We start from the raw sequence: 22,846 nt of genomic DNA on the forward strand, positions 1-22,846 counted from the left end.
ATGCCGAAGCGCCTAACGGCTCCTCGTCCCCCCGCTTGTCCTGTGGGTTTTCGCCGATCAGGCGCGCATCGGCGAGGCGAAGATGATAGATCGCCCGGTAAACTCTATTGGACGCTCTCGAAGCGGGGAATGGAATGAAAGTTGACATCGAGATGGGAACCGCGTCAGCCAAGACAGCGGCCATGCTCGATCTGGAGGAACTGCTCGCGACACGACTGCTCGTCCAGGGCAATTCGGGGTCGGGAAAATCGCACCTTCTGCGCCGTCTTCTAGAGCAAAGCGCCCCTTGGGTGCAGCAGGTCGTCATCGACCCCGAAGGCGACTTCGTCACCCTTGCAGACAGATTCGGCCATGTCGTCGTCGATGCGCAGCGCACCGAGGCGGAACTGGCTGGGATCGCTGGTCGGATCAGGCAGCATCGGGTCTCGGTTGTGCTCAACCTGGAAGGGCTCGACGTCGAGCAGCAGATGCGCGGTGCCGCCGCCTTCCTTAACGGCATGTTCGATGCCGACCGGGAGTTTTGGTATCCGGTGCTGGTCGTCGTCGACGAGGCACAACTTTTCGCGCCGGCCATCGCTGGCGAGGTGGCCGATGATGCACGTAAGGCCTCGCTCGGCGCCATGACCAATCTGATGTGCCGCGGTCGCAAGCGTGGCCTCGCAGGGGTGATCGCCACGCAGCGGCTTGCCAAGTTGGCGAAGAACGTCGCGGCCGAAGCCTCGAATTTCCTGATGGGGCGCACGTTTCTCGACATCGACATGGCGCGGGCGGCTGATCTTCTTGGCATGGACCGACGAGCGGCGGAAATGTTCCGCGACCTGAAGCGCGGCAACTTCGTGGCGCTCGGTCCAGCGCTGTCGAGCCGCCCGCTGCCAATCGCGATAGGTGCTGTGGAGACATCGGCCCGTTCGGTCAGCCCCAAACTGACGCCGCTGCCGGAGGCTGTTGAGGACGTGCAAAATCTCATCCTCACGCCGAGCCCAGGAGAAACACACCAGCCGGTGCGCCGCCATCGCCCGCCGCTGCCGATTCCGACATTCGACATCATGGCACAACTCGCGCAGTCGAAGCCGACGCCCGAAGCGGGGGCGGAGCCAGCCCTTGCCGTCATCGACGAAACGGAACGCGAGCAGATCATCGCTGCAATCGTCGGCGAGATGGTTGAAGATCCGGATGCAGCGTTCCGCACCGACGCGGTGCTTTATCAGGACTTTCTGGTGCGCTGCCGCATCTGGCGGCTGCAAGGGGGACCTGTAAGCCTGCCGGAGTTCAGGCGCAGACTGGCGATAGGCAAGACGCGCATCGATCCGGAGCTAGCTGCTGGGGAGCTTTGGCAACAGGCGCTGGTGCTCTCGGCCAGCCTGCCAGATGACTTACAGGCAGTTTTCCTGATCGTCGCCAAGGCGGCGATATCGGCCGAGCCATGTCCGCCGGACGCGGCTTTGGCACGCTCCTACGGCACGCATTCGGCGCGGCGCGCGCGGCGGCTTCTGACATATTTCGAGGAGCGGCACGTGGCGGTGGTACGGACCGATTTCCACGGCAAGCGGGTCGTCGCGTTCCCGGACCTAGGATGCGAAACGATGCCGGGAGACCCCGATGCCGCTGACAGCGATCTCGTGCACAGTGATCTTGTGACGGCGCGCCGAGCGCTTCAGTGATTTAGCTCTCGAGCTTGCAAACACAAGCTATGCCCTATCCTGAATCGCTGGCTTGCCGCTGGACCAGCCAATAGAAACCGCCGAAAATATTGTGTGCAAACAGCCGCTTATGAGATTGTGGCTGGGGCGCCTGGATTCGAACCAGGGAATGGCGGTACCAAAAACCGCTGCCTTACCGCTTGGCTACGCCCCATCGCGTCAAGGACTGGAAACGAGCGGCCTTATACCAGCGTCGTCGAAAAGCACAATCGCGCCAAGGATGCCCGCGGACAGATTCCGTGGGGCGTCCGGAACGAATGTCCGGCAAGGTTTCCTGCTGCAGCTTTAGTCGTGCGGCCGCTCGCTCCAGACGGCAAGCTCATTGCCGGCCGGATCGCGGAAATGGAAACGCCTGCCGCCGGGGAACTCGAAGATCGGCTTGACGATATTTCCGCCGGCAGCTTCGACTTCCGCAAGGGTGGCTTCCAGATCGTCCGAATAGAGAATGGGGAGGGGTCGGGACGGACCTTCGGCAGCATCGGTGTGGAAACCGCCGTCCAGCCCTTCCTCGAAGGCGGAGTATGTCGGGCCGTAGTCCGTAAAACTCCAGCCGAAGGCGGCGCTGTAGAAGGCCTTGACGCTGTCGAGAGTGCCGCCTGTCGCGGGCATTTCGAGATAGTCGAGTTTTCCGGTTTGCCGCATGTTACGCTCCTTACAATCCGTTCCCTTTATGTTCTAAAGCAGCCTGGAAACTCACGCAAGCTTTCCGCAGCGTGAATTTTGTGACGCCATCCCCACAGGCCTAATCGATTGTAGAGCCGGCTGCGGATTGCCTTTCGCACTGCAGCATTTTAAGCGCTCCGGGAGATTGGCGGTTTCACCGGCTTTCGGCGAGGAGCGGGCATGACGAAGTGGGTCTATACATTCGGCGACGGGGCGGCCGAAGGACGGGCAGGGGACCGCGACCTTCTGGGCGGCAAGGGCGCGAACCTTGCGGAGATGTGCCGCCTTGGCCTGCCGGTGCCGCCGGGCTTCACGATCACCACCGAAGCGTGCAACGCATACTATTCAGCCGCCCGATCCTATCCCGAGGCGCTTGCCGGCCAGGTTGGCGAGGCGCTCACGCATCTGGAACAGCTGACGGGCCGGCGTCTCGGTGATCCGTCGCGTCTGTTGCTCGTCTCGGTGCGTTCGGGGGCGCGGGCTTCGATGCCGGGCATGATGGACACGGTGCTCAACCTCGGCCTCAACGACGCGACGGTCGAAGCTCTTGCGACGGAGTCGGGCGATGCACGCTTTGCCTATGACAGCTATCGCCGCTTCATCCAGATGTATTCGGATGTCGTGCTGGGCGTCGACCACGAGGTGTTCGAGGAAATACTCGAGGACGAGAAGGCAAATCGCGGCGCGGAACTGGACACGGAACTGACCGCAGAGGACTGGAAAGCCATCATTGGGCTTTACAAGGCGAAGGTCGAGGAAGAGTCCGGCGCGCCGTTTCCGCAAGACCCCGAGCAGCAACTCTGGGGCGCGATCGGTGCGGTCTTTTCGAGCTGGATGAACGCGCGCGCCATCACCTACCGCCGCCTGCACGACATTCCCGAGGACTGGGGCACGGCGGTCAACGTTCAGGCCATGGTGTTCGGCAACATGGGCGAGACGTCGGCGACTGGCGTCGCCTTCACCCGCAATCCATCTACGGGCGAGAGGGCGCTCTACGGCGAATTCCTCGTCAACGCGCAGGGCGAGGACGTGGTGGCCGGCATCCGCACGCCGCAGAACATTACCGAGGTGGCGCGCATCGATGCGGGCTCCGACAAGCCGTCATTGGAAAAGATCATGCCGGAAGCCTTCGCTTCCTTCGTTGCGATCTCGCAGAAGCTCGAGAAGCACTACCGCGACATGCAGGACCTGGAGTTCACGATCGAGCGCGGCAAGCTCTGGATGCTGCAGGCGCGGTCCGGCAAGCGCACCGCAAAGGCGGCGCTGAGGATCGCGGTCGACATGGCCTCCGAAGGACTGATCAGCCAGGAGGAGGCGGTGGCGCGCATCGATCCCGGCTCGCTCGACCAGTTGCTTCACCCGACCATCGACCCCAAGGCGAAGCGCGACGTGATCGCGGTGGGCTTGCCGGCGTCTCCGGGTGCTGCGACCGGCGAGATCGCGTTCTCCTCGCACGAGGCCGAGGATATGCGGGCGATCGGCAAGCGGGTGATCCTGGTGCGTATCGAGACCAGCCCCGAAGACATCCACGGCATGCACGCGGCCGAGGGTATCCTGACCACACGTGGCGGCATGACCAGCCACGCCGCGGTAGTGGCGCGCGGCATGGGCAAGCCATGTGTGTCCGGCGCGGGGACGCTCCGGGTAGATTACCGCGCCGGTACGCTGACGGTGATGGGGCGGACCTTCCGCAAGGGCGACGTCATCACCGTCGACGGCGGCACCGGCCAGGTGCTGAACGGCGCGGTGCCGATGCAGCAGCCGGAACTTTCTGGCGATTTCGCCTCGGTGATGAAATGGGCCGACGGCATCCGCCGCATGAAGGTCCGCACCAACGCGGAGACGCCTGCCGATGCGCGCACGGCGCGATCGTTCGGCGCGGAGGGAATCGGGCTCTGCCGTACCGAGCACATGTTCTTCGAGGGAGAGCGCATCATTGCCATGCGCGAGATGATCCTCTCCGACACCGAGGCCGGACGGCGCGCCGCGCTCGCCAAGCTGCTGCCGATGCAGCGTTCGGATTTCGTCGAATTGTTCGAGATCATGGCTGGTCTGCCGGTGACGATCCGCCTTCTCGACCCGCCGTTGCACGAATTCCTGCCCAAGTCGGACGAGGAGATCGACGAGGTCGCGACGGTGATGAACCTAAGTCCCAGCGCCCTGCGCCGCAGGACCGAGGCGCTGCATGAGTTCAATCCCATGCTCGGCCATCGCGGTTGCCGGCTCGCGGTTTCGTATCCCGAAATCGCCGAGATGCAGGCGCGTGCGATTTTCGAGGCGGCTGTCGAGGCAGGCCGGGCGACCGGCAGGCCGGTGGTGCCGGAAGTCATGGTACCGCTGGTCGGGCTCAAGAAGGAACTGGATTTCATCAAGGCGCGCATCGACGCCGTGGCCGCCGACGTGATGAAAGAAAAGGGCGAGACGATCGGCTACCTGACCGGGACTATGATCGAGTTGCCACGCGCCGCCGTGCGGGCACATGTGATCGCCGAAACGGCGGAGTTCTTCTCATTCGGCACCAACGACCTCACGCAAACGACCTTCGGCATCTCGCGCGACGACGCCTCGGTGTTTCTGGAGACCTATCGCCAGAAGGGTATCATCGAACAGGACCCGTTCGTGACACTCGACAAGGAGGGCGTCGGCGAGTTCGTGCGCATGGCGGCGCAGAAGGGCAGGGCTACACGGCCCGACATCAAGCTCGGCATCTGCGGCGAACACGGCGGCGACCCGGCGTCGATACATTTCTGCGAGGACGTCGGGCTCGACTACGTCTCGTGCTCGCCGTTCCGCGTTCCGATCGCCCGCCTGGCTGCGGCGCAGGCGGCGATCCGAAAGGCCGGCTGAAAGAGACGGCTCAGGCGGCGACCTGCAGCACGTCCATCAGGCCGGCATAGGATTCCGCGATCCCGGCCAGCGGGTTCTTGCTGCGCGCCGCGGGCTCCACCTTCAGTTGTCCACCGGCGTCCGGCAGCGTGAGCAGCAGGAATTGCCTGGCGTCGCCGAGACCGACGCTTGCGGCAGCGACGTGAACCTTTTCGCCCGCTTCGATGACGCTGGCCTTGAACAGAAGCTCGCCGGAGACGGCCTCCAAGGCGCCCTGCACGACCTCGTCGAAATGATCGTCGGAGACCTGCGCCGTCTCTGTGGCCGGCGCTGTGTCTGGCTCTGAAGGCGAAAATGCAACGGTGTCGTTATCGTTTTCCGAGGGAGAAATCTGGGGTTCCATGCACAACCTCACAATATCGGTGACCCCTCCAAGGACAGGAATTACTGCCGAGAGTGGCCGCATTATGGCGCTGCGCCCATGAGCGTTTGCCCTTCAATCGATGGCTAAAACCCTCTATGGAACTCGCGGCGGCGGCGAGGCGGGTGCATGGACGAGTATTACGAGAGGCGCGTATCGAGTGCGGTCGTCTGGTCGCGGCGCCTGGCGATCTTCTCTCTGGTGCTCTTTCTCGTGGCGGGCACAAGCCATCGGATTGGTTACCTCGCGTCGGCGGACCTGTTGCCGGTGCTTGGTGTCGTCGCCGGATTTGCGTTGCTTTCGCTGCTGGCGGCTGTCCGCGCGCTGTTCCTGTTCTGGGACCACGGCGGCAAGGGCGGCGGAGCGCTGGTCTTCGCGGTGCTGGTCGCGCTTCTCGTGCTGGCCCCGTTCGCGGTCACACTCTATCGCGGCGTCACGCTGCCAATGCTGAGCGACGTATCCACGGACACTGACGATCCGCCGGAACTTGCCATCGCTTCCGCTGCGCGGACAGCCGGCATGAACCAGATCGAGCCGTTCACCCTGGAACGCCGGCAACTGCAGGAGGACGCTTACCCCGAGGCGACGGGCCGCCGCTACGAAGCGCCGATCGGACAGGTGTTCGAGGTTATCGAGGATATGCTCGACCGGCACGGCTGGAGCATCGTCGGGCAGAGCGAGTTTCCGGCCGAGGCGACGGAAATCACGATCGAAACGCAGGCGCGCTCGCCCATACTCGGAATGCCGGTCGACGTGGCGATCCGCCTGATCGACGAGGGCACGTCGACCTATGTCGACATGCGTTCGAGCACCCGCTACTGGGGCCATGATTTTGGCGACAATGCTGCTCGCATCGAAGCGTTCCTGGCCGAGTTGGACGTGGAAGTGGCTTACCTGACCGTGATCACACCGGTCGAGCCTACCGAGCCTCCACCTCCGCCCCCGCCGGTCGAACAGCCATCGCCCCCGCCGGATGAGCCTGTCGAACCGCTAGATCGTTCGGAAGATCCCCCCGATTGACGCTGGACGGTCGGTCTCGACAAGTCTGCGCTCGACGAGGTCTTCGAGATGCGCGAGCACGGAGAGCGAGGCTGCGGGGTATAATTTGGGGTTAGTATCCCGATAGATTGCCACGACGAGCTGGCCGATCGTGCGATCACCCTGACGCAGCCTGTCGAGGATAGCGCGCTCTCGAGCCAACCGGTGTTCCCTGAGCCCGAGCATGTACTCGCGCGGTTCAGTGATCAGTCCGCCGTGGGCAGGCAGCAGAAGTCCGTCCTGCCGCGCGATCAGCCTGTCGAGGGACGCCATGTAATCGGCCATGGAGCCGTCGGGCGGCGCGACGATCGTCGTTGACCAGCCCATGACATGATCTGCGGAAAACAATGCGTTAGCGCCTTCAAGGGCAAAGGCCGCATGGTTGGCAGCGTGTCCGGGGGTCAGAACGGTCCGCAACGCCCAGCCGTCTCCCTCGATTACCTGTCCGTCCTTCAGGCGGACGTCGGGCACGAAATCCAGATCAGCTCCGCTGTCGAGCAGCGATTTTCCCGAAAACGGCCGCGCGGCGCGGTGCGTACCTTCCGCCAGCACATTCGCACCGGTCGCTTCCGCCAACCGTTTCGCCAGAGGCGAATGGTCCCGATGCGTGTGGCTGACGAAGATGTGGCTGACGGGGCGGCCGGCAATCGCCGCCTTAAGGGCGTCCAGGTGATCGTTGTCCTCCGGCCCGGGGTCGATCACCGCAAGCGTTTCTTTGCCGACGAGATAGGTGTTGGTGCCCCGGAACGTGAAAGGACCGGGATTGTTGGCGGTTACGCGTACCACGCCGGGCAGCACCTCGACCGGTTCCCCGTGACGCGGGTCGAAGTCGAGATTGAAGCTGAGGGCCATTGATGATCCGTCTGGGGCTTGTCCGAGGAACTGGGGCTTGTCCGAGGAAACCGTTGCCGCTTATCACGGAAGCCAATATAGGGGAAAGGAAGGCATCAGCCGCCGACCCTGAACCGAATGGGAAAAACCATGGCACTTGCAGTCACCGCCCGTCCCCTCGTCGATCTCGCGCTTCCTGAAAAGGGCGCGGCGCGCCTTGGCGCACAGATATTCCTCGCCGTTGTGGGAACCTTGCTCCTGACGCTGTCGGCCAAGACGAAGGTAGTGCTCGGCCCGGTTGACATGTCCATGCAGACGCTGATGGTGCTGCTGATAGCGGCGACCTTCGGCATGCGGCTCGGCGTCGCGACGGTTGTTCTTTATCTCGCCCAGGGCGCCGCAGGCCTGCCGGTTTTCCAGGGAACCCCTGAGAAGGGCATAGGCCTTGCCTACATGCTCGGCACGACCGGCGGCTACCTCCTCGGTTTCGTTGTGATGGCCGCGATCGTCGGATGGGCCGCGGACCGCGGTTTTGCCCGCAACCCGCTGAAGCTTTTCGGTGTCATGCTGGTCGCCGACGCAATCATGCTCGCCCTTGGCTTTGCATGGCTTGCGACCATCATCGGCGTCCAGAGCGCCTGGACCTTCGGCGTGGTGCCGTTCATCGTGCCGGACCTGATCAAGGTCGCGCTCGCGTCGTGCCTGGTGCCCGCTGTCTGGGCGCTACTGCCGAAGCGCCAGTAAGGGTCGCCGACGCGGAGCCGGCCCTGGCGCTTCGCCTGAACCGAAATTGATAACGAGCCGATGAAGGGCATCATCCTTGCCGGCGGCAGCGGTACGAGGCTGTATCCGCTGACGCTGGCCGTCTCCAAGCAGATCCTGCCGATCTACGACAAGCCGATGATCTACTACCCGCTCAGCGTTCTCATGCTGGCGGGTATCCGGGAAATCCTCGTCATCTCGACCCCGCGCGACCTGCCCATGTTCCGCCAGTTGTTGGGCGACGGGTCGGAGTTCGGTCTAACGTTGTCCTATGCCGAGCAGGACCAGCCCCGCGGACTGGCCGAGGCCTTCATCATAGGCCGCGACTTCATCGGCGAAGACGCCGTGGCGATGGTGCTCGGCGACAATATCTTCTTCGGCGCCGGACTGTCGCAGATATGCCAGAGCGCCGTGGCTGAGACGGATGGCGCGTCCGTCTTCGCCTATCAGGTGGACCATCCGGAACGCTATGGCGTCGTCACATTCGACCGGGATACAGGGCAGGCCCTGACCATAGAAGAGAAGCCTGTGCGGCCGACCTCGAACTGGGCAGTGACGGGGCTCTATCTCTACGACAATGACGTGGTGGACATAGCCGCGACCATTAAGCCCTCGGCGCGCGGCGAACTGGAGATTACGGCGGTCAACAACGCCTATCTCGAACAGGGCAAGCTGCGTGTCCACCGGTTGGGGCGTGGTTTCGCTTGGCTCGACACCGGAACCCATGACAGCCTGCACGACGCATCGTCCTTTGTGCGCACTATCGAGCATCGACAGGGCATCAAGATCGCTTGTCCCGAGGAGATTGGCATCGAGATGGGCTGGCTGGATACCGGGCGGGCCAAGGCGCGGATCGAAAAGCTGGGTGACAATGAATATTCCCGTTATCTGAGGCGGCGCATCGCAGAAATGGCCGAGCAGAATGGCTGAGGTCCGGAAGCTCGCGCTGGACGGTGTCTACGAAATCACACCCGCCAGATATGGCGACGAGCGCGGTTTCTTCTCCGAGACCTACAATGCTGCTGAGTTGGCCGAGCGGGGCATCGAACTGGCGTTCGTGCAGGACAACCAGTCTCTTTCAAGGGCGGTCGGCGTGCTGCGCGGGCTTCACTATCAGGTACCGCCGTTCGCGCAGGACAAGCTTGTCAGGGTGGTGCGGGGCGCCATTCTCGATGTCGCCATCGACATAAGGGCCAGTTCGCCGACCTACGGAAAATGGTTGTCACTGGAGATTTCCGCGGAAAAGTGGAACCAGATTCTGGTGCCGAAAGGCTATGCGCACGGTTTCGTCACGCTCGTTCCCGACACTGAGGTGATATACAAGGTGAGCGAACGATATGCGCCGGACCATGAGCGGTCGATCCGGTTCGACGATCCCGCGCTTGGCATAGACTGGCGCATTCCCGTTGACGAAGTCACCCTGTCGGCGAAGGATCGAGCAGCTCCTCTGTTCGCGGATGCCGAGGTTTTCGGTTAAGCTCATTCGACAGTTTGGGTCCCGCATCGGACAACCAGAGGCCTCATGAACTTTCTTGTCACCGGCGGCGCCGGCTTCATCGGATCGGCGGTTTGCCGGCTGCTTTGCAGCAAGCCCGAAAACCATGTCGTCAATGTCGACAAGCTGACCTATGCGGGCAATCTCGCTTCGCTTCGGTCGATCGGCAACAACCCGAACTACACCTTCGTCCAGGCGGATATCGGCGACGCGCCGCAGATTGGTGCGCTTCTGCGCCAGCACGAGACCGACGTCATCATTCATCTGGCGGCTGAAAGCCATGTCGATCGTTCGATCGACGGCCCTTCGGCCTTTGTCGACACGAATATCGTCGGCACGTTCCAGCTGCTGACGGCGGCGCTGGAATACTGGCGGGGTCTGGCTGGGAGCAGGAAGGCGGCGTTCCGGTTCCATCATGTGTCGACGGACGAGGTCTATGGCGACCTACCCTTCGACTCCGGTATCTTCACGGAAGACACCCCTTACGCGCCGTCGTCGCCCTATGCCGCGTCCAAGGCCGCATCCGATCACCTTGTCCGCGCCTGGCATTCGACCTATGGACTGCCGGTCGTTCTCTCCAACTGCTCAAACAACTACGGCCCGTATCAGTTTCCGGAAAAGCTGATCCCGCTGGGTGTCCTCAATGCACTGCACGGCAAGCCCATACCGGTCTACGGGGCAGGGGCGAATGTCCGCGACTGGCTGTTCGTGGAAGACCACGCGCGGGCGCTGGAGCTTGTCGCGACGAGCGGCGTCCCTGGAGAAAGCTACAATATCGGCGGCAATTCCGAGCGCACAAATCTGCACGTCGTGAAGACGATTTGCGATGTGCTGGATCGTATGAGGCCGAAAGCCACCGGCAGCTATCACGATTTGATTACATTCGTTCGGGACCGGCCCGGACACGACCGGCGCTATGCGATCGATGCGGAAAAGATCCGGCGGGAACTTGGTTGGCGGCCGTCGGAGACTTTCGAGAGCGGACTGGAGCGGACCATCCGCTGGTACATCGAGAATGACTGGTGGTGGCAGCCGATCCGCGGCGGCAACTACGCCGGCGAGCGGCTGGGATTGTCCACCGAACCAACGCCATGAGACTGCTCGTCACGGGCCGCGAAGGCCAGGTTTCGCGAAGTCTTGAGGAAGCCGCCGCGACTGTGGGTGGACTGGAACTCATTCGCGTCGGGCGGCCGGATTTCGACCTGCAAAATCCCAAGAGCGTGCTGGAGACGATCGGCGCGGCGAAACCCGACATTGTGGTGTCGGCCGCCGCTTACACGGCAGTCGAGCAGGCGGAAGCGGAGCCGGAAGAAGCCTTCGCGGCAAATGCGACGGGGGCAGGGCTGGTTGCAGAGGCTGCGGCGAATGTCGGCGCCGCTGTGATCCACCTTTCGACGGATTTTGTGTTTCCCGGTACGGTGCCTGGAGATTACGTCGAGACGGACCCGACCGGGCCGCTCAGTGTCTATGGCCGTAGCAAACTTGAAGGTGAGCGGCTGGTGGCAGCGGCAAATCCACGGCATGTCATCTTGCGCACCGCGTGGGTCTACAGTGCGTTCGGCAAGAATTTCGTGAAGACGATGCTCGGCCTCGCTCGTGACCGCGACACGGTCAGGGTGGTCGGCGACCAGTGGGGCAATCCAACCGCCGCGGGCGACATTGCGGACGGAATACTGCGCATCGCCTCCCGGATGAGCGAGCAGAGAGCGGAGTACGGCGTTTTTCATCTGGCGGGGAAAGGACCCGCAAGCTGGTCAGGCTTTGCGCGCCAGATTTTTTCGGAAAGCGCGCGACTTGGCGGTCCCACCGCCACGGTCGACGAGATCACGACCGCGGAATTTCCCACCAAAGCCGTTCGACCGCAAAATTCGCGACTTTCCTGCGCAAAGCTGTTCGACGCCTATGGCTGGCAACCTGGGGCATGGCAGGACGCGCTGAGGCCTGTCGTGGCGCGCTTGTCTGGCGGCGATTGACGGCGGTTCCGCGATGCGGCACTGCGATACAAGCGGAAAAGCTTTCTAGCGAAAGGCTGCACCGCGCAAATTCATGGTGGCGGACGGGCTACATTTGGTCTGCCTCCGCTTGAGAAATCAGTCGTCTGTGAGACTATCCGGAAAAATCGCTGCCTCGGCCGTTGTCCTTGTGGAGACTGCCCCTAGGGCGCTAAGAAGGCTCTCCATGCTTGCCAGACTGACCCATCTCGACCGGCTTGAAGCCGAGGCGATCCATATCTTCCGCGAAGTGGCCGCGTCGTTTTCGCGGCCGGTGATGCTTTATTCGGTGGGCAAGGATTCTTCCGTCCTCCTGCACCTTGCGATGAAGGCGTTCTACCCGGCCAAGCCGCCTTTCCCCTTCCTGCACGTCGATACGACCTGGAAGTTCCGCGAGATGATCGAATTCCGGGACCAGATGGCGAAGAAGCTCGGCTTCGACCTTTTGGTTCATGTCAATCAGGACGGGGTCCGCGACGGCATCAACCCGTTCGATAGCGGATCCAACGTCCACACCCATGTCATGAAGACCGTGGGGCTGCGCCAGGCGCTCGACAAATATCAGTTCGACGCGGCATTCGGCGGTGCGCGCCGCGACGAGGAGAAGTCGCGCGCGAAGGAGCGCATATTCTCCTTCCGCAACGCCCAGCACGCATGGGACCCCAAGCATCAGCGGCCGGAGATGTGGAAGATCTACAATACCCGGGTTTCCCAAGGGGAATCGATCCGGGTCTTTCCGCTGTCGAATTGGACCGAGCTCGATATCTGGCAGTACATCCTGCAGGAGGACATTCCGATCGTGCCGCTGTACTTCGCCAAGAAGCGGCCGGTGGTCGAGCGCGACGGCATGCTGATCATGCGCGACGACGACCGCATGAAATTGCTGCCTGGCGAGGTGGTCCAGAACCGGCTTGTGCGGTTCCGCACGCTCGGCTGCTATCCGCTGACGGGAGCAATCGATTCCGACGCCGACAGCCTCGAGGCCATTGTCGGTGAAATGCTGACGGCAAAAACGTCCGAGCGCCAGGGCCGCCTCATCGACCGCGACGAAGCGGGGTCGATGGAGAAGAAGAAGCGCGAAGGGTATTTCTGATCATGCTTCCGCAGAGAGCCGAAATCGTGCCGGCAGTTGAAAGTGTCCACGACTACCTCGAAAGTCAGAAGCACAAGTCGCTGCTTCGCTTCCTGACTTGCGGTTCCGTCGACGACGGAAAATCGACGCTGATCGGGCGGCTGCTGTCCGACACACGCCAGATATTCGAGGACCAGCTCGCCGCGCTCGAGCGCGATTCCAAGAAGCACGGCACGACCGGCGACGATGTCGACTTCGCCCTTCTGGTCGACGGGTTGGAGGCCGAGCGCGAGCAGGGCATCACCATCGACGTGGCCTACCGCTTCTTTGCCACGCCGAAGCGCAAGTTCATCGTCGCCGACACGCCCGGCCACGAACAATACACGCGGAACATGGCCACCGGCGCCTCGACCGCCGACCTGGCGATCGTGCTCGTGGATGCGCGCTACGGCGTAGTGTCCCAGACGCGCCGCCATTCGATCATCGCGTCGCTGCTCGGCATCAAGCATGTGATCGTTGCCGTGAACAAGATCGATCTCGTCGGCTTCGACGAGAAGGTCTTCGACAAGATCGCGCATGATTACCAGGAGTTTGCCAACGGTCTTGGTTTCAGGTCGATCGTGCCGATCCCGATTTCCGGGCGCTATGGCGACAATGTAACGGCACGCTCCCCCAACCTGAGCTGGTATGCGGGACCGACGCTGATCGACCATCTGGAGGCGGTTGGCGTGGACGACACGGCCGCCGAAGGCCCGTTTCGATTCCCGGTGCAATACGTCAATCGGCCGAACCTCGATTTTCGCGGCTATGCCGGCACGATAGCCACGGGATCGATCGCCGCAGGCGACGAGATCGTGGTCGCCAAGTCGGGCAGGACGGCGCGTGTGAAACGCATCGTCGCACACGGTGGCGATCTCGAAAGCGCGGTCAGCGGGCAGGCGATCACGCTCGTTCTCGACAGCGAGGTCGAGGTTTCCAGAGGCAATATGCTGGTCTCGCCAACCAACCGCCCTCAGGTGGCCGAGGAGTTCTCGGCGAACATTGTCTGGTTCGATGAGAATGCCCTGAAGCCGGGCAACTCCTACATCCTGCGGACGGAAACGGAACAGGTAAGCGCCACGATCAAGGATCTCAGCCACAGGCTGAACATCACCAGCCTGGCGGAGGAACCCGCGCAACTGCTGGAGATGAACGAGATCGGCGTCTGCAACCTGTCTACCCAAATCCCGATCGCCTTCGACCCGTTCTCCGAAAACCGCGTGACCGGCGCGTTCATCCTGATCGACCGCAGGACGAATGCGACCGTCGGTGCGGGGATGATCGTCGGCGCGCTGCGACGCTCGGACAATATCCATTGGCAGTCGCTGGATATCGGCCGGCGCGAGCGGTCGCGCTCCTTGAGCCAACGGCCAGCAGTCTTCTGGTTTACCGGCCTGTCCGGCTCCGGCAAATCCACCATCGCCAATCTGCTCGAAAAGAAGCTGCACGCTTCCGGTCGCCATACCTACATCCTCGATGGCGACAACGTGAGGCACGGGCTGAACAAGGATCTGGGATTCTCGGATGCCGACCGGGTCGAAAACATCCGTCGGGTTGCCGAGGTCGCCAAGCTCATGACGGATGCCGGCCTGATCGTCATCGTCTCCTTCATCTCGCCCTTCCGCGCCGAACGGCAGATGGCGCGGGAACTGATGGAGAAGGGCGAGTTCATTGAGGTGTTCGTCGATACGCCTTTCGACGAATGTGCGAGGCGCGATCCCAAGGGGCTCTATTCCCGTGCCCTTTCAGGAGAGATCAAGAACTTCACCGGGGTCGACTCGCCATACGAGGCTCCGGAAAATCCGGAAATCCACCTCAAGACGCTCGGCAACACGCCCGAAGAACTGGTAGATGTTCTGGACAACTGGTTACGTGAACGCGACAGCGCCCAGGATGAGTATGAACAAGGCGGCGGAATCTGACGACAAGGCTATCCAGAGGCTTTTCGAGCAACTGGCGCTGGTGGCTGGCGAGAAGATCCTGGAAATATTCCATGCGGGTTGCGAGGTCAGCGAGAAGTCTGACTCGTCGCCCGTCACGGACGCCGATCAGGCTGCGGAAAAGATCATCCTCGAGGGATTGCGCGCCGGCTATCCGGACGTACCCTGCGTCGCCGAGGAAGAAGCCGCAGCCGGCATCCTGCCCGCGGATCTTGGGGACGCGTTCTTCCTGATCGACCCGCTGGACGGCACCAAGGAATTCATTAAGCGCAGCGGCGACTTCACGGTGAACATCGCCCTCGTGCGCGACGGTAAGCCCGAGATCGGCGTGGTTTATGCACCTCATGGGGGACGCTTCTTTTCGGCACGTCCGGGTCTCGCCGAGATGGTCGATGTCGACGGTGGAGGCAACATTGTTGCCCGCCGCCCGATCAAGGTAAGGGCGGCAGGGTCGCCGCTGGCCGTAGTTGCCAGCCGGTCGCACAGGACTGCTGAGACCGAAGAATTCATCCAGAGCTGTGGACCGGTCGACATCGTGTCGGTCGGCTCGTCGCTCAAGTTCTGCATGGTCGCGTGTGGGGAAGCGGATATCTATCCCCGTCACGGGCGCACAATGGAATGGGACACGGCTGCCGGCGATGCGGTGCTGCGCGCGGCGGGAGGCACGACCTCGATGGTTGACGGTAACCCGTTGCCCTACGGCAAGCGCAATCAGGCCGACGACACCGACTTCGCCAATCCGCATTTCATAGCGAGGGGCGCTGCGTTTCCCGCACAGCGCGGCTGAGCATCACTCGGCTGCCAGTCTCGCGGAATTGCTGCCGATGAAATTGCGGATCGTCGAGATGATGCGGTCCTGATCGGACGTGCTCAGGTACGGATGCATCGGCAGGCAGAGGATGCGCGAGGGCAGGGCCTCCGAAACCGGCAGGCCATCAGGGGCAACGGGGAAGCGGCTGTACGCGACCTGACTGTGCAGCGGCTTCACGTAATAGATCACGGACGGAATGCCGTTTTCCTGCAGACGCACCTTCAGTGCGTCCCGATCCGGCGTCTCGATCGCATACTGCGCCCAAGCTGAACGGGAACCGGTAAGGTTTGCTGACGCCTTGACGACATCGCCGAGACCTTCGGCGTATCGCTGGGCGACAGTCTGACGGGCGATCATTTCGTCTTCGAGGATGGCCAGCTTTTCGAGCAGGATCGCCGCCTGCAGCGTGTCGAGGCGCGAATTGATGCCGACATGGATGTTGTCGTACTGGGTCTGGCCCTTGCCGTGGAAGGCGAAGGAACGCAGCTTTTCTGCCAGTGCGCTATCGTTGGTGAACATCGCGCCGCCATCACCATAGCAGCCGAGCGGCTTGGCAGGATAGAAGCTGGTCGCAGCGACGTGACCGAACGAGCCGCATTTCCGACCGCTAGCCGTGCCGCCTATCGCCTGAGCTGCGTCTTCGATGACAAGAAGGTTTTCGCGCTCGGCTACCTGCATGATGGCGTCGTAGTCGGCGGCGAGGCCGAAGAGATCGACCGGAATGATCGCCTTCGGCCTCAAACGGCCCTCGGACTTGATCATCCGGATCGCAGCTTCGAGGCTGTCGATATCGATGTTGTAGGTCTCGGGATCAACGTCGACGAAAACGGGTTCGGCCTTGGCCAGCGCCACAACTTCTGCGGTGGCGGCGAAGGTGAAGCTCGGAACGAACACGGCGTCGCCGGGGCCGATGCCGGATGCGTAGAGCGGAAGCAGCAGGGCGTCGGTACCGTTGGCGCAGGCGATGCAGTGCTTGACGCCAACATACTCGGCGAGCTTCGCCTCGAACTCGGCAACCTGCGGGCCGAGGATGTAGCGCCCTTCTTCGACGACCTTGTCGATGGCGGCTTTCAGCCGGTCGGCGATACGCTCGCGCTGAGCGCCAAGATCAATGAATTGCATGCGGTCGATTCACTTGCGGGAGACTGTTCGGCCGCTGATAGCAGACAAGATTCGCGCGAGAAAGCGGACCGAAGCGCAGCATCTTTCGGCAGCAACCACTCCACGTTACCAAGAGTTCTCGGTAAAAATGGCGGATTGGACGGCTTTTCCATTGGTTTTGGACAGCCGGCGAATCTTTCGAAACATAAAGTGATCGTTCGGAGAGCTGTCAGGTCGCCAGTTCGCGCCGCCACGGCGGATTGGCGCCCGCACGCGATACGGTGACGGCTGCCGCAGCTGCGCCTAGCGACAAGGCCGCTTGGATTGCGCTCTCGGAGAGCTTGGCGACTCCATCTTTGGTCAGGGCCTTTCCCTCGAAAAGCGAGGCAAGCAGGCCGGCATTGAACGTGTCGCCCGCGCCGACGGTATCAACGACGGCCACTGATTGCGGGGTCAGGGCCACTCTGTGGTTTTTCGTGTAGGCGACGATTTCCTTCCCGCCTCGTGTCACCACGATGAGCTTCGGCCCAACAGCGAGCCAATTCGCCACGACCTCCTCTGCAGTGCCGGCCCGGCTGAACCAGGCGAGATCCTCGTCGGAGAGCTTGAGGATATCGGCCGTCGCGATCATGCGTTCGATGCGCGCTTCATGTTTGCCGCGGTCGGCGATGAAAGCAGGCCGGATATTGGGATCGAGCATGGTGACGCGGTCGGCTGACTCTCGCCGCATGAACTCTTCATAGGCTGATCCGCAGGGCTCGGAGATAAGGCTGATGCCGCCGAAAAGCAGGGCGTCCACATTGCCGTCGAGAACCGGCAGGTCGGCATCCGACAGCATCCGGCCGGCAGTGGCTTCGTCATAGAACACATAGCTCGCATGACCATCGACCAGCTTGACGAAAGCAAGCGTCGTTGGGCGGCCGGAAACATGCGCGTAGCGGGAGCCGACCCGGCTGGCCGTCAGCGTCTCACGCAATTGTTCACCAAACAAGTCGGAGGACAGGCCGGAGAAGAACTCGACCGGAACGCCGAGCCTTCCAAGGGCGATGGCAGAATTGAACACCGCGCCGCCGGAGTAGGGCGCGAATGCTGGTTCGTCGAGAGTTGAACGGCGCGGCAGCATGTCGATCAAGGCCTCGCCGCAACAGATGATCATCGTCAAGACTCCCGGAATCATGCCGCGTGGTTCAGTGCGGTCTTATCACGCCCTTGCGGACGATGAAGTTGCCATAGAGGCGTGGTTCGCTGGTGGCAACCACTGCATAGGCTGTCTTCACGCGTCCGTAGAATGGTCCGCCCGGCAGCGGCAGGACGGGCATGCCCGGCGCCTTCCTTGCGCATAGATCGATCATCTCGTGGTGAATCGGATCCAGTTTCTGCGGGTCGCCGCCGACTGACGCGCAGAAGAGCGCATTCGGCACGAAATCGTCCACCGGCAGCACGGACAGCACCGCGTCGATCACCTCCATGACGCCATGCCCGTCTGCCCGGAGCACGCGCCGGCCATGCTCGTTCGCCGGATAGTTGCCGTCGACGATCGCCAGTTCGTCGCCATGACCCATTGCGCGCAGCACCGACAACATGTCCGGACCCAGCAGGGGAGGGATTCCAATGAGCATCACGACCCTCCAGAAGGCATTGCTGCGCCCACAAGGAAGCGCTCCGACAAAGGCAGACTGGCGCCGCCGAGCGCGCGCGCATGGATGCCGACCGTGCCTCCGCGGACATCGGGCACGCGCAACCCCTCGACATCTATTCCGGTCAGTGCCTTTCGCACGGCGTCCACAAGTCTCTCGCGGGCGAAAGTCGGCATCCAGCCGTCGATCACGGCAGCCTCGAAGTCGATCACTGCAGCTGAAGAAACGATCGCATAGGCCAGTGCCCCGCCAGCCGATTCGAACCAGGAATCAAACTCCGGTCCGTCGTGATCCCAGCGGTCAGGCGTAGTCCACAAATAGTTGGCGTCGATGCCTTTGGCGTTGAGAGCCTTTTCGAGCATCGCCAGCGACGCCACATCGATCAACTGCGTCGGTCTGCCATTGGGGCCGGGCACGGGCATCGATCCCAGTGCGCCGGCATTCCCGGTCGAGCCGCCATACAGGCTACCGTTCAGGACCACGCCGCCTCCGGCGAAAGCGCCGATATAGAAATAGACGAAATCCCGCAGGTTGCCCGTCTGCCCGAAAACCAGTTCGGCGCCACAGGCCGCAGTGGCATCGTTCTGCAGATAGACCGGAAAGGTGCATCGCGCCTGGACGTCTGCACGGATGTCGCGGTGGCGCCACTGGTCCATGATCTCGCGTGGTGCGCCCGCCGTGTCGGCCCAGTTCCACAGTTCGAAGGGCATGGCAATGCCGAGCCCTGCGATGCGCTTGTCCTGTTCGGCGGTCATGCCTGCACGCAGGCGCTTGATACCGGCCTCTACGAAGTCCAGGATGTCACGAGGCGCCGGGTAACGATAGGAGTTTTGCAGCATGCCGCGGACATTGCCGAGGAAATCGATCAGCACGAGTTCCGCGCTTCTGCGTCCGATCTTCAGCCCAAGAAAATAAGCCCCGTCGGGGTTGAGCGCCATCGGGATAGAAGGCTGGCCTACCTTGCCTCGTTGAGGCTCTTGCCGCAGCAGCAACCCGTCGTCCTCGAGCTCTCGCATGATGACCGACACGGTCTGCACGGATAGTCGCGTCATGCGCGCGATCTCTGATTTGGCAAGGCTGCCATTTTGGCGAACCAGCGACAGCACCAGGCGCTCGTTCTGGTCGCGCATGCCACTCTGGTTGGTGCCTCGATGATGGACAGGGGCTTCTGTCGTCGCAGCAGAACCGCGCCGAGCCCGGAGATCCTCCACTTTTTCCTCCCGTAGGTTTTGGAAACGAGCATGCTTCGGGTCATTCCCAAATGTCAATAATAAATAAGAGTGATTTATTTATTGACTCATCGCGCGGTTGATGGCTTGATGATGAGGAGACATGCGACAGGGAAGGTTGCGCATGTCCCGCGGAGAGGCGAGTGCCGAAATCCGCGATGATTTGAATTCCAATCGGGAGGACTATCGTGACCAGTACTACTCTGTTGAAATCGACCGTTTTCGGGGCAGCGGCGATTGCCCTGATGGCCTTTACGTCCGCGGCGTCCGCAGCGGACGTAAGCGCCTGCCTCATCACCAAGACCGACACCAACCCCTTCTTCGTCAAGATGAAGGAAGGCGCGACCGCCAAGGCGGCCGAACTTGGCGTGACGCTGAAAGCTTACGCCGGCAAGATCGACGGCGACAACGAAAGCCAGGTCGCGGCGATCGAGTCCTGCATCGCCGACGGCGCAAAAGGCATCCTTCTTGTTCCGTCGGACAGCAAGGCCATCGTCGACTCCGTCAAGAAGGCGCGCGATGCCGGCATACTGGTTATTGCGCTCGACACGCCGCTAGAGCCGATCGACGCTGCCGACTCCACATTTGCCACGGACAATTTCAAGGCCGGCGAACTGATCGGCTCCTGGGCAAAGGCCACGTTGGGCGATGCAGCGGCCAGCGCAAAGATTGCCTACATGGACCTAAACCCATCGCAGCCAACCGTCGACGTGTTGCGCGACCAGGGCTTTATGTCGGGTTTCGGTATCGACACCAAGGACGTGAACAAGATCGGCGACGAGGACGATGCGCGTAACGTCTGCCACGATGTCACGAATGGCAACGAGGAAGGCGGTCGCAAGGCGATGGAGAATTGCCTCCAGAAGGACCCCGGCATCAACGTCGTCTACACGATCAACGAGCCGGCTGCCGCCGGCGCCTATGAGGCTCTTAAGGCTGTCGGCATGGAAGGCAACGTGCTGATCGTTTCGGTCGATGGAGGCTGCCCAGGAGTGAAAAACGTCGCCGAAGGCGTCATAGGCGCGACCTCGCAGCAATATCCTCTGCTGATGGCTTCGATGGGTATCGAGGCGATCAAGAAGTTCGCGGATACCGGCGAGAAGCCGGCTCCAACGGAAGGCAAGCAGTTCTTCGACACGGGTGTGACGCTGGTCACCGATAAGCCCGCGGCTGGCGTCGACTCGATCGACACCAAGAAGGGTGCCGAACTCTGCTGGGGTTGATTCTAACGTCAGTCGAGCAGACTATCCACACAGGCGAAGGGCGGCGTCGGCCGCTCTTCGTTTAACGGGACACAGATCCCGAGGGAGGGAATCAAGATGACTGACGCTTCGGCAGACGCCAGGCGGCCGCAGGACTTCGAGAAGACTCTCTCGGAGAGCGACGCCTCGGTGGCAAACTTCGACACCCACAGCCGCTCGCCGCTCGAGAACGCGCAACATTTCCTGCACAAGAACCCGGCCGCGGTGCCGTTGATCGTGCTGGTTATCTCCGTCCTGTTTTTCGGTGTCATCCTCGGAGGCAAGTTCTTCTCGGCCTTCACCATGACGCTGATCCTGCAGCAGGTCGCGATCACCGGCATCATCGGCGCTGCTCAGACGTTGGTCATCCTGACAGCCGGTATCGACCTCTCCGTCGGCGCGATCATGGTTCTGTCTTCGGTCGTGATGGGCCAGTTTACGTTCCGCTACGGCTTTCCGGCTCCGGTCGCGATTGTCTGCGGCTTTCTCGTGGGTGCAGCGTGCGGATACCTGAACGGTGTGCTTATAGCGCGCATGAAGCTGCCGCCATTCATTGTGACCCTCGGCACCTGGCAGATCATCCTCGCGGCCAATTTTCTCTATTCGGCCAATGAGACGATCCGATCCCAGGACATCGACGCGCAGGCTCCGCTACTCAAGCTGTTCGGCGAAACGTTCCGTGTTGGCGGCGCTGTGTTTACCTACGGCGTCATCGTGATGCTGCTGCTGGTTCTGTTCCTTTGGTACGTTCTCAACCACACCGCCTGGGGGCGCCATGTCTATGCGGTTGGCGATGACCCGGACGCGGCTGATCTCGCTGGCGTACCTGTGACCCGGATGCTGATACAGGTCTATGTCATCTCGGGCATCGTGTGCGCTCTTGCCGGGTGGGTGCTGATCGGCCGACTGGGCTCGGTTTCACCGACATCGGGACAATTCGCCAACATCGAGTCGATCACCGCGGTGGTGATCGGCGGTATATCTCTGTTCGGCGGTCGCGGCTCGATCCTCGGCATGATCTTCGGCGCGTTGATTGTTGGCGTTTTCTCGCTCGGCCTCAGGCTGATCGGCACTGACCCTCAGTGGACTTACCTGCTCATCGGCGCGCTGATTATTGTCGCCGTGGCGATCGACCAGTGGATCAGAAAGGTAGCCGGCTGATGGCACAGGAACCCATCCTTACTGCGCGCGGCCTGATCAAGCGCTATGGCCGCGTGACAGCCCTCAACAATGCGGATTTCGATCTCTATCCGGGCGAAATCCTGGCCGTCATCGGCGACAACGGCGCTGGAAAATCATCGCTCATCAAGGCGATTTCCGGTGCGGTCATTCCTGATGAGGGCGAAATACGCCTCGACGGGCAGGTCGTGAACTTCAAGACGCCGATAGAGGCGCGCAACGCCGGCATCGAAACCGTCTATCAGAACCTCGCCCTGTCGCCGGCGCTGTCGATCGCCGACAACATGTTCCTTGGCCGAGAAATCCGAAAGCCCGGCTTCGTCGGCCAATGGCTGCGTATGCTCGACCGTCCCGCAATGGAGAGGCGGGCGCGCGAGAAACTGTCCGAACTCGGGCTGATGACGATTCAGAACATCGGTCAGGCCGTCGAAACACTCTCGGGCGGACAGAGGCAGGGCGTAGCAGTGGCCCGTGCGGCCGCCTTCGGCTCCAAAATGGTCATCATGGATGAGCCAACGGCCGCGCTTGGGGTCAAGGAATCGCGCCGTGTGCTCGAACTCATCCTCGATGTGAAGAAGCGAGGACTGCCGATCGTGCTGATCTCGCACAACATGCCTCATGTCTTTGAAGTCGCCGACAGGATTCACATCCATCGGCTCGGGCGTCGTCTTACCGTCATCGATCCCAAGGAATACTCGATGTCGGACGCGGTGGCCTTCATGACCGGTGCAAAGCAACCTCCGGAACTGGCCGAAGCGGCCTGATGCTGCGCTGCGGAATAAAGTTTCTCGAGACGCCCATGGCGGATTGAGAAAGTTCCCGAAATCGTTAGCATTGCTTGCGGGAGGATGCCGCAAACCCTCCGCTTTC

21 protein-coding genes and 1 tRNA gene are annotated in these 22,846 nt (G+C 62.0%); 14 read left to right on the top strand and 8 right to left on the bottom strand.

The features are described 5' to 3' along the window. The first annotated feature begins 134 nt into the window (after window positions 1-134). On the top strand, window positions 135-1,661 hold the full coding sequence (locus ABMA32_RS07175) for a helicase HerA domain-containing protein (RefSeq protein WP_349013016.1): 1,527 nt from the start codon (window positions 135-137) through the stop codon (window positions 1,659-1,661). A gap of 118 nt (window positions 1,662-1,779) precedes the next feature. Here the strand turns inward: ABMA32_RS07175 and ABMA32_RS07180 are convergent. Then, window positions 1,780-1,854: transfer RNA gene (locus ABMA32_RS07180), tRNA-Gln, on the bottom strand. Between the two features lie 131 nt (window positions 1,855-1,985). After that, window positions 1,986-2,342, bottom strand: a complete 357-nt coding sequence (locus tag ABMA32_RS07185) for a VOC family protein (protein WP_349013017.1) — start codon at window positions 2,340-2,342, stop codon at window positions 1,986-1,988. Between the two features lie 201 nt (window positions 2,343-2,543). On the opposite strand from ABMA32_RS07185, the gene ppdK reads away from it, so the two are divergent. Beyond that, window positions 2,544-5,210, top strand: a complete 2,667-nt coding sequence (gene ppdK, locus ABMA32_RS07190) for a pyruvate, phosphate dikinase (protein WP_349013018.1) — start codon at window positions 2,544-2,546, stop codon at window positions 5,208-5,210. 10 nt (window positions 5,211-5,220) lie between these two features. On the opposite strand, the gene ABMA32_RS07195 is transcribed toward ppdK, so the two are convergent. Then, window positions 5,221-5,592 (bottom strand): hypothetical protein, encoded by a 372-nt coding sequence (locus ABMA32_RS07195; RefSeq protein WP_349013019.1) that lies wholly within the window; start codon window positions 5,590-5,592, stop codon window positions 5,221-5,223. Window positions 5,593-5,739: 147 nt separating this feature from the next. Here ABMA32_RS07195 and ABMA32_RS07200 point away from each other — a divergent pair, with 147 nt between their 5' ends. Then, window positions 5,740-6,630 carry a DUF1499 domain-containing protein gene (locus tag ABMA32_RS07200; protein WP_349013020.1) on the top strand — a complete coding sequence of 297 codons (891 nt, stop codon included), beginning with the start codon at window positions 5,740-5,742 and terminating at the stop codon, window positions 6,628-6,630. On the opposite strand, the gene ABMA32_RS07205 is transcribed toward ABMA32_RS07200, so the two are convergent. Next, a complete protein-coding gene (locus tag ABMA32_RS07205) occupies window positions 6,601-7,500 on the bottom strand; it encodes an MBL fold metallo-hydrolase (protein WP_349013021.1) in 900 nt (299 codons plus the stop codon). The genes ABMA32_RS07200 and ABMA32_RS07205 overlap by 30 nt on opposite strands. 129 nt (window positions 7,501-7,629) lie before the next feature. Between ABMA32_RS07205 and ABMA32_RS07210 the strand changes: the two genes are divergently transcribed. From ABMA32_RS07210 to cysQ, 8 genes are all read left to right on the top strand, one after another. Next, window positions 7,630-8,223, top strand: coding sequence for a biotin transporter BioY (locus tag ABMA32_RS07210; RefSeq protein WP_349013022.1), 594 nt, complete (start codon window positions 7,630-7,632; stop codon window positions 8,221-8,223). Window positions 8,224-8,283: 60 nt separating this feature from the next. Next, window positions 8,284-9,171 (top strand): glucose-1-phosphate thymidylyltransferase RfbA, encoded by an 888-nt coding sequence (gene rfbA, locus ABMA32_RS07215; protein WP_349013023.1) that lies wholly within the window; start codon window positions 8,284-8,286, stop codon window positions 9,169-9,171. After that, the gene (gene rfbC, locus ABMA32_RS07220) at window positions 9,164-9,718 is read left to right on the top strand and encodes a dTDP-4-dehydrorhamnose 3,5-epimerase (protein WP_349013024.1); all 555 of its coding nucleotides are present in this window, start codon (window positions 9,164-9,166) and stop codon (window positions 9,716-9,718) included. The genes rfbA and rfbC overlap by 8 nt, the downstream gene beginning before the upstream one ends. Before the next feature lie 45 nt (window positions 9,719-9,763). Continuing rightward, window positions 9,764-10,831, top strand: a complete 1,068-nt coding sequence (rfbB, locus tag ABMA32_RS07225; RefSeq protein WP_349013025.1) for a dTDP-glucose 4,6-dehydratase — start codon at window positions 9,764-9,766, stop codon at window positions 10,829-10,831. Further along, a complete protein-coding gene (rfbD, locus tag ABMA32_RS07230; protein ID WP_349013026.1) occupies window positions 10,828-11,709 on the top strand; it encodes a dTDP-4-dehydrorhamnose reductase in 882 nt (293 codons plus the stop codon). Before rfbB ends, rfbD begins: the two co-directional genes overlap by 4 nt. Window positions 11,710-11,914: 205 nt before the next feature. After that, window positions 11,915-12,820 carry a sulfate adenylyltransferase subunit CysD gene (gene cysD, locus ABMA32_RS07235; RefSeq protein WP_349013027.1) on the top strand — a complete coding sequence of 302 codons (906 nt, stop codon included), beginning with the start codon at window positions 11,915-11,917 and terminating at the stop codon, window positions 12,818-12,820. A gap of 2 nt (window positions 12,821-12,822) precedes the next feature. Continuing rightward, entirely contained in the window at window positions 12,823-14,760 is a 1,938-nt protein-coding gene (gene cysN, locus ABMA32_RS07240; RefSeq protein ID WP_349013028.1) for a sulfate adenylyltransferase subunit CysN, read from the top strand. Beyond that, window positions 14,738-15,565 (top strand): 3'(2'),5'-bisphosphate nucleotidase CysQ, encoded by an 828-nt coding sequence (gene cysQ / locus ABMA32_RS07245; protein WP_349013029.1) that lies wholly within the window; start codon window positions 14,738-14,740, stop codon window positions 15,563-15,565. The genes cysN and cysQ overlap by 23 nt, the downstream gene beginning before the upstream one ends. 3 nt (window positions 15,566-15,568) lie before the next feature. Here cysQ and ABMA32_RS07250 read toward each other — a convergent pair whose 3' ends face one another. The 4 genes from ABMA32_RS07250 to ABMA32_RS07265 form a co-directional block, all read right to left on the bottom strand. Next, a complete protein-coding gene (locus ABMA32_RS07250) occupies window positions 15,569-16,711 on the bottom strand; it encodes a DegT/DnrJ/EryC1/StrS family aminotransferase (RefSeq protein WP_349013030.1) in 1,143 nt (380 codons plus the stop codon). A 208-nt stretch (window positions 16,712-16,919) separates the two neighbouring features. Beyond that, the gene (locus tag ABMA32_RS07255; RefSeq protein WP_349013031.1) at window positions 16,920-17,846 is read right to left on the bottom strand and encodes a carbohydrate kinase family protein; all 927 of its coding nucleotides are present in this window, start codon (window positions 17,844-17,846) and stop codon (window positions 16,920-16,922) included. A gap of 31 nt (window positions 17,847-17,877) precedes the next feature. Further along, window positions 17,878-18,309 carry an RbsD/FucU family protein gene (locus tag ABMA32_RS07260; protein WP_349013032.1) on the bottom strand — a complete coding sequence of 144 codons (432 nt, stop codon included), beginning with the start codon at window positions 18,307-18,309 and terminating at the stop codon, window positions 17,878-17,880. Then, on the bottom strand, window positions 18,309-19,538 hold the full coding sequence (locus ABMA32_RS07265) for an ROK family transcriptional regulator (RefSeq protein ID WP_425475482.1): 1,230 nt from the start codon (window positions 19,536-19,538) through the stop codon (window positions 18,309-18,311). Before ABMA32_RS07265 ends, ABMA32_RS07260 begins: the two co-directional genes overlap by 1 nt. A gap of 263 nt (window positions 19,539-19,801) precedes the next feature. Here ABMA32_RS07265 and ABMA32_RS07270 point away from each other — a divergent pair, with 263 nt between their 5' ends. The 3 genes from ABMA32_RS07270 to ABMA32_RS07280 all read left to right on the top strand — a co-directional run bounded on the left by ABMA32_RS07270 (window position 19,802) and on the right by ABMA32_RS07280 (window position 22,740). Further along, entirely contained in the window at window positions 19,802-20,779 is a 978-nt protein-coding gene (locus ABMA32_RS07270; RefSeq protein ID WP_349013356.1) for a sugar ABC transporter substrate-binding protein, read from the top strand. A gap of 96 nt (window positions 20,780-20,875) precedes the next feature. Beyond that, window positions 20,876-21,958 (top strand): ABC transporter permease, encoded by a 1,083-nt coding sequence (locus ABMA32_RS07275; RefSeq protein WP_349013034.1) that lies wholly within the window; start codon window positions 20,876-20,878, stop codon window positions 21,956-21,958. Beyond that, window positions 21,958-22,740 carry an ATP-binding cassette domain-containing protein gene (locus ABMA32_RS07280; RefSeq protein ID WP_349013035.1) on the top strand — a complete coding sequence of 261 codons (783 nt, stop codon included), beginning with the start codon at window positions 21,958-21,960 and terminating at the stop codon, window positions 22,738-22,740. Before ABMA32_RS07275 ends, ABMA32_RS07280 begins: the two co-directional genes overlap by 1 nt. Window positions 22,741-22,846 lie beyond the last annotated feature (106 nt).

Origin of the sequence: Mesorhizobium quangtriensis, from assembly GCF_040081925.1 — a bacterium.
Classification (GTDB): domain Bacteria; phylum Pseudomonadota; class Alphaproteobacteria; order Rhizobiales; family Rhizobiaceae; genus Mesorhizobium_K; species Mesorhizobium_K quangtriensis.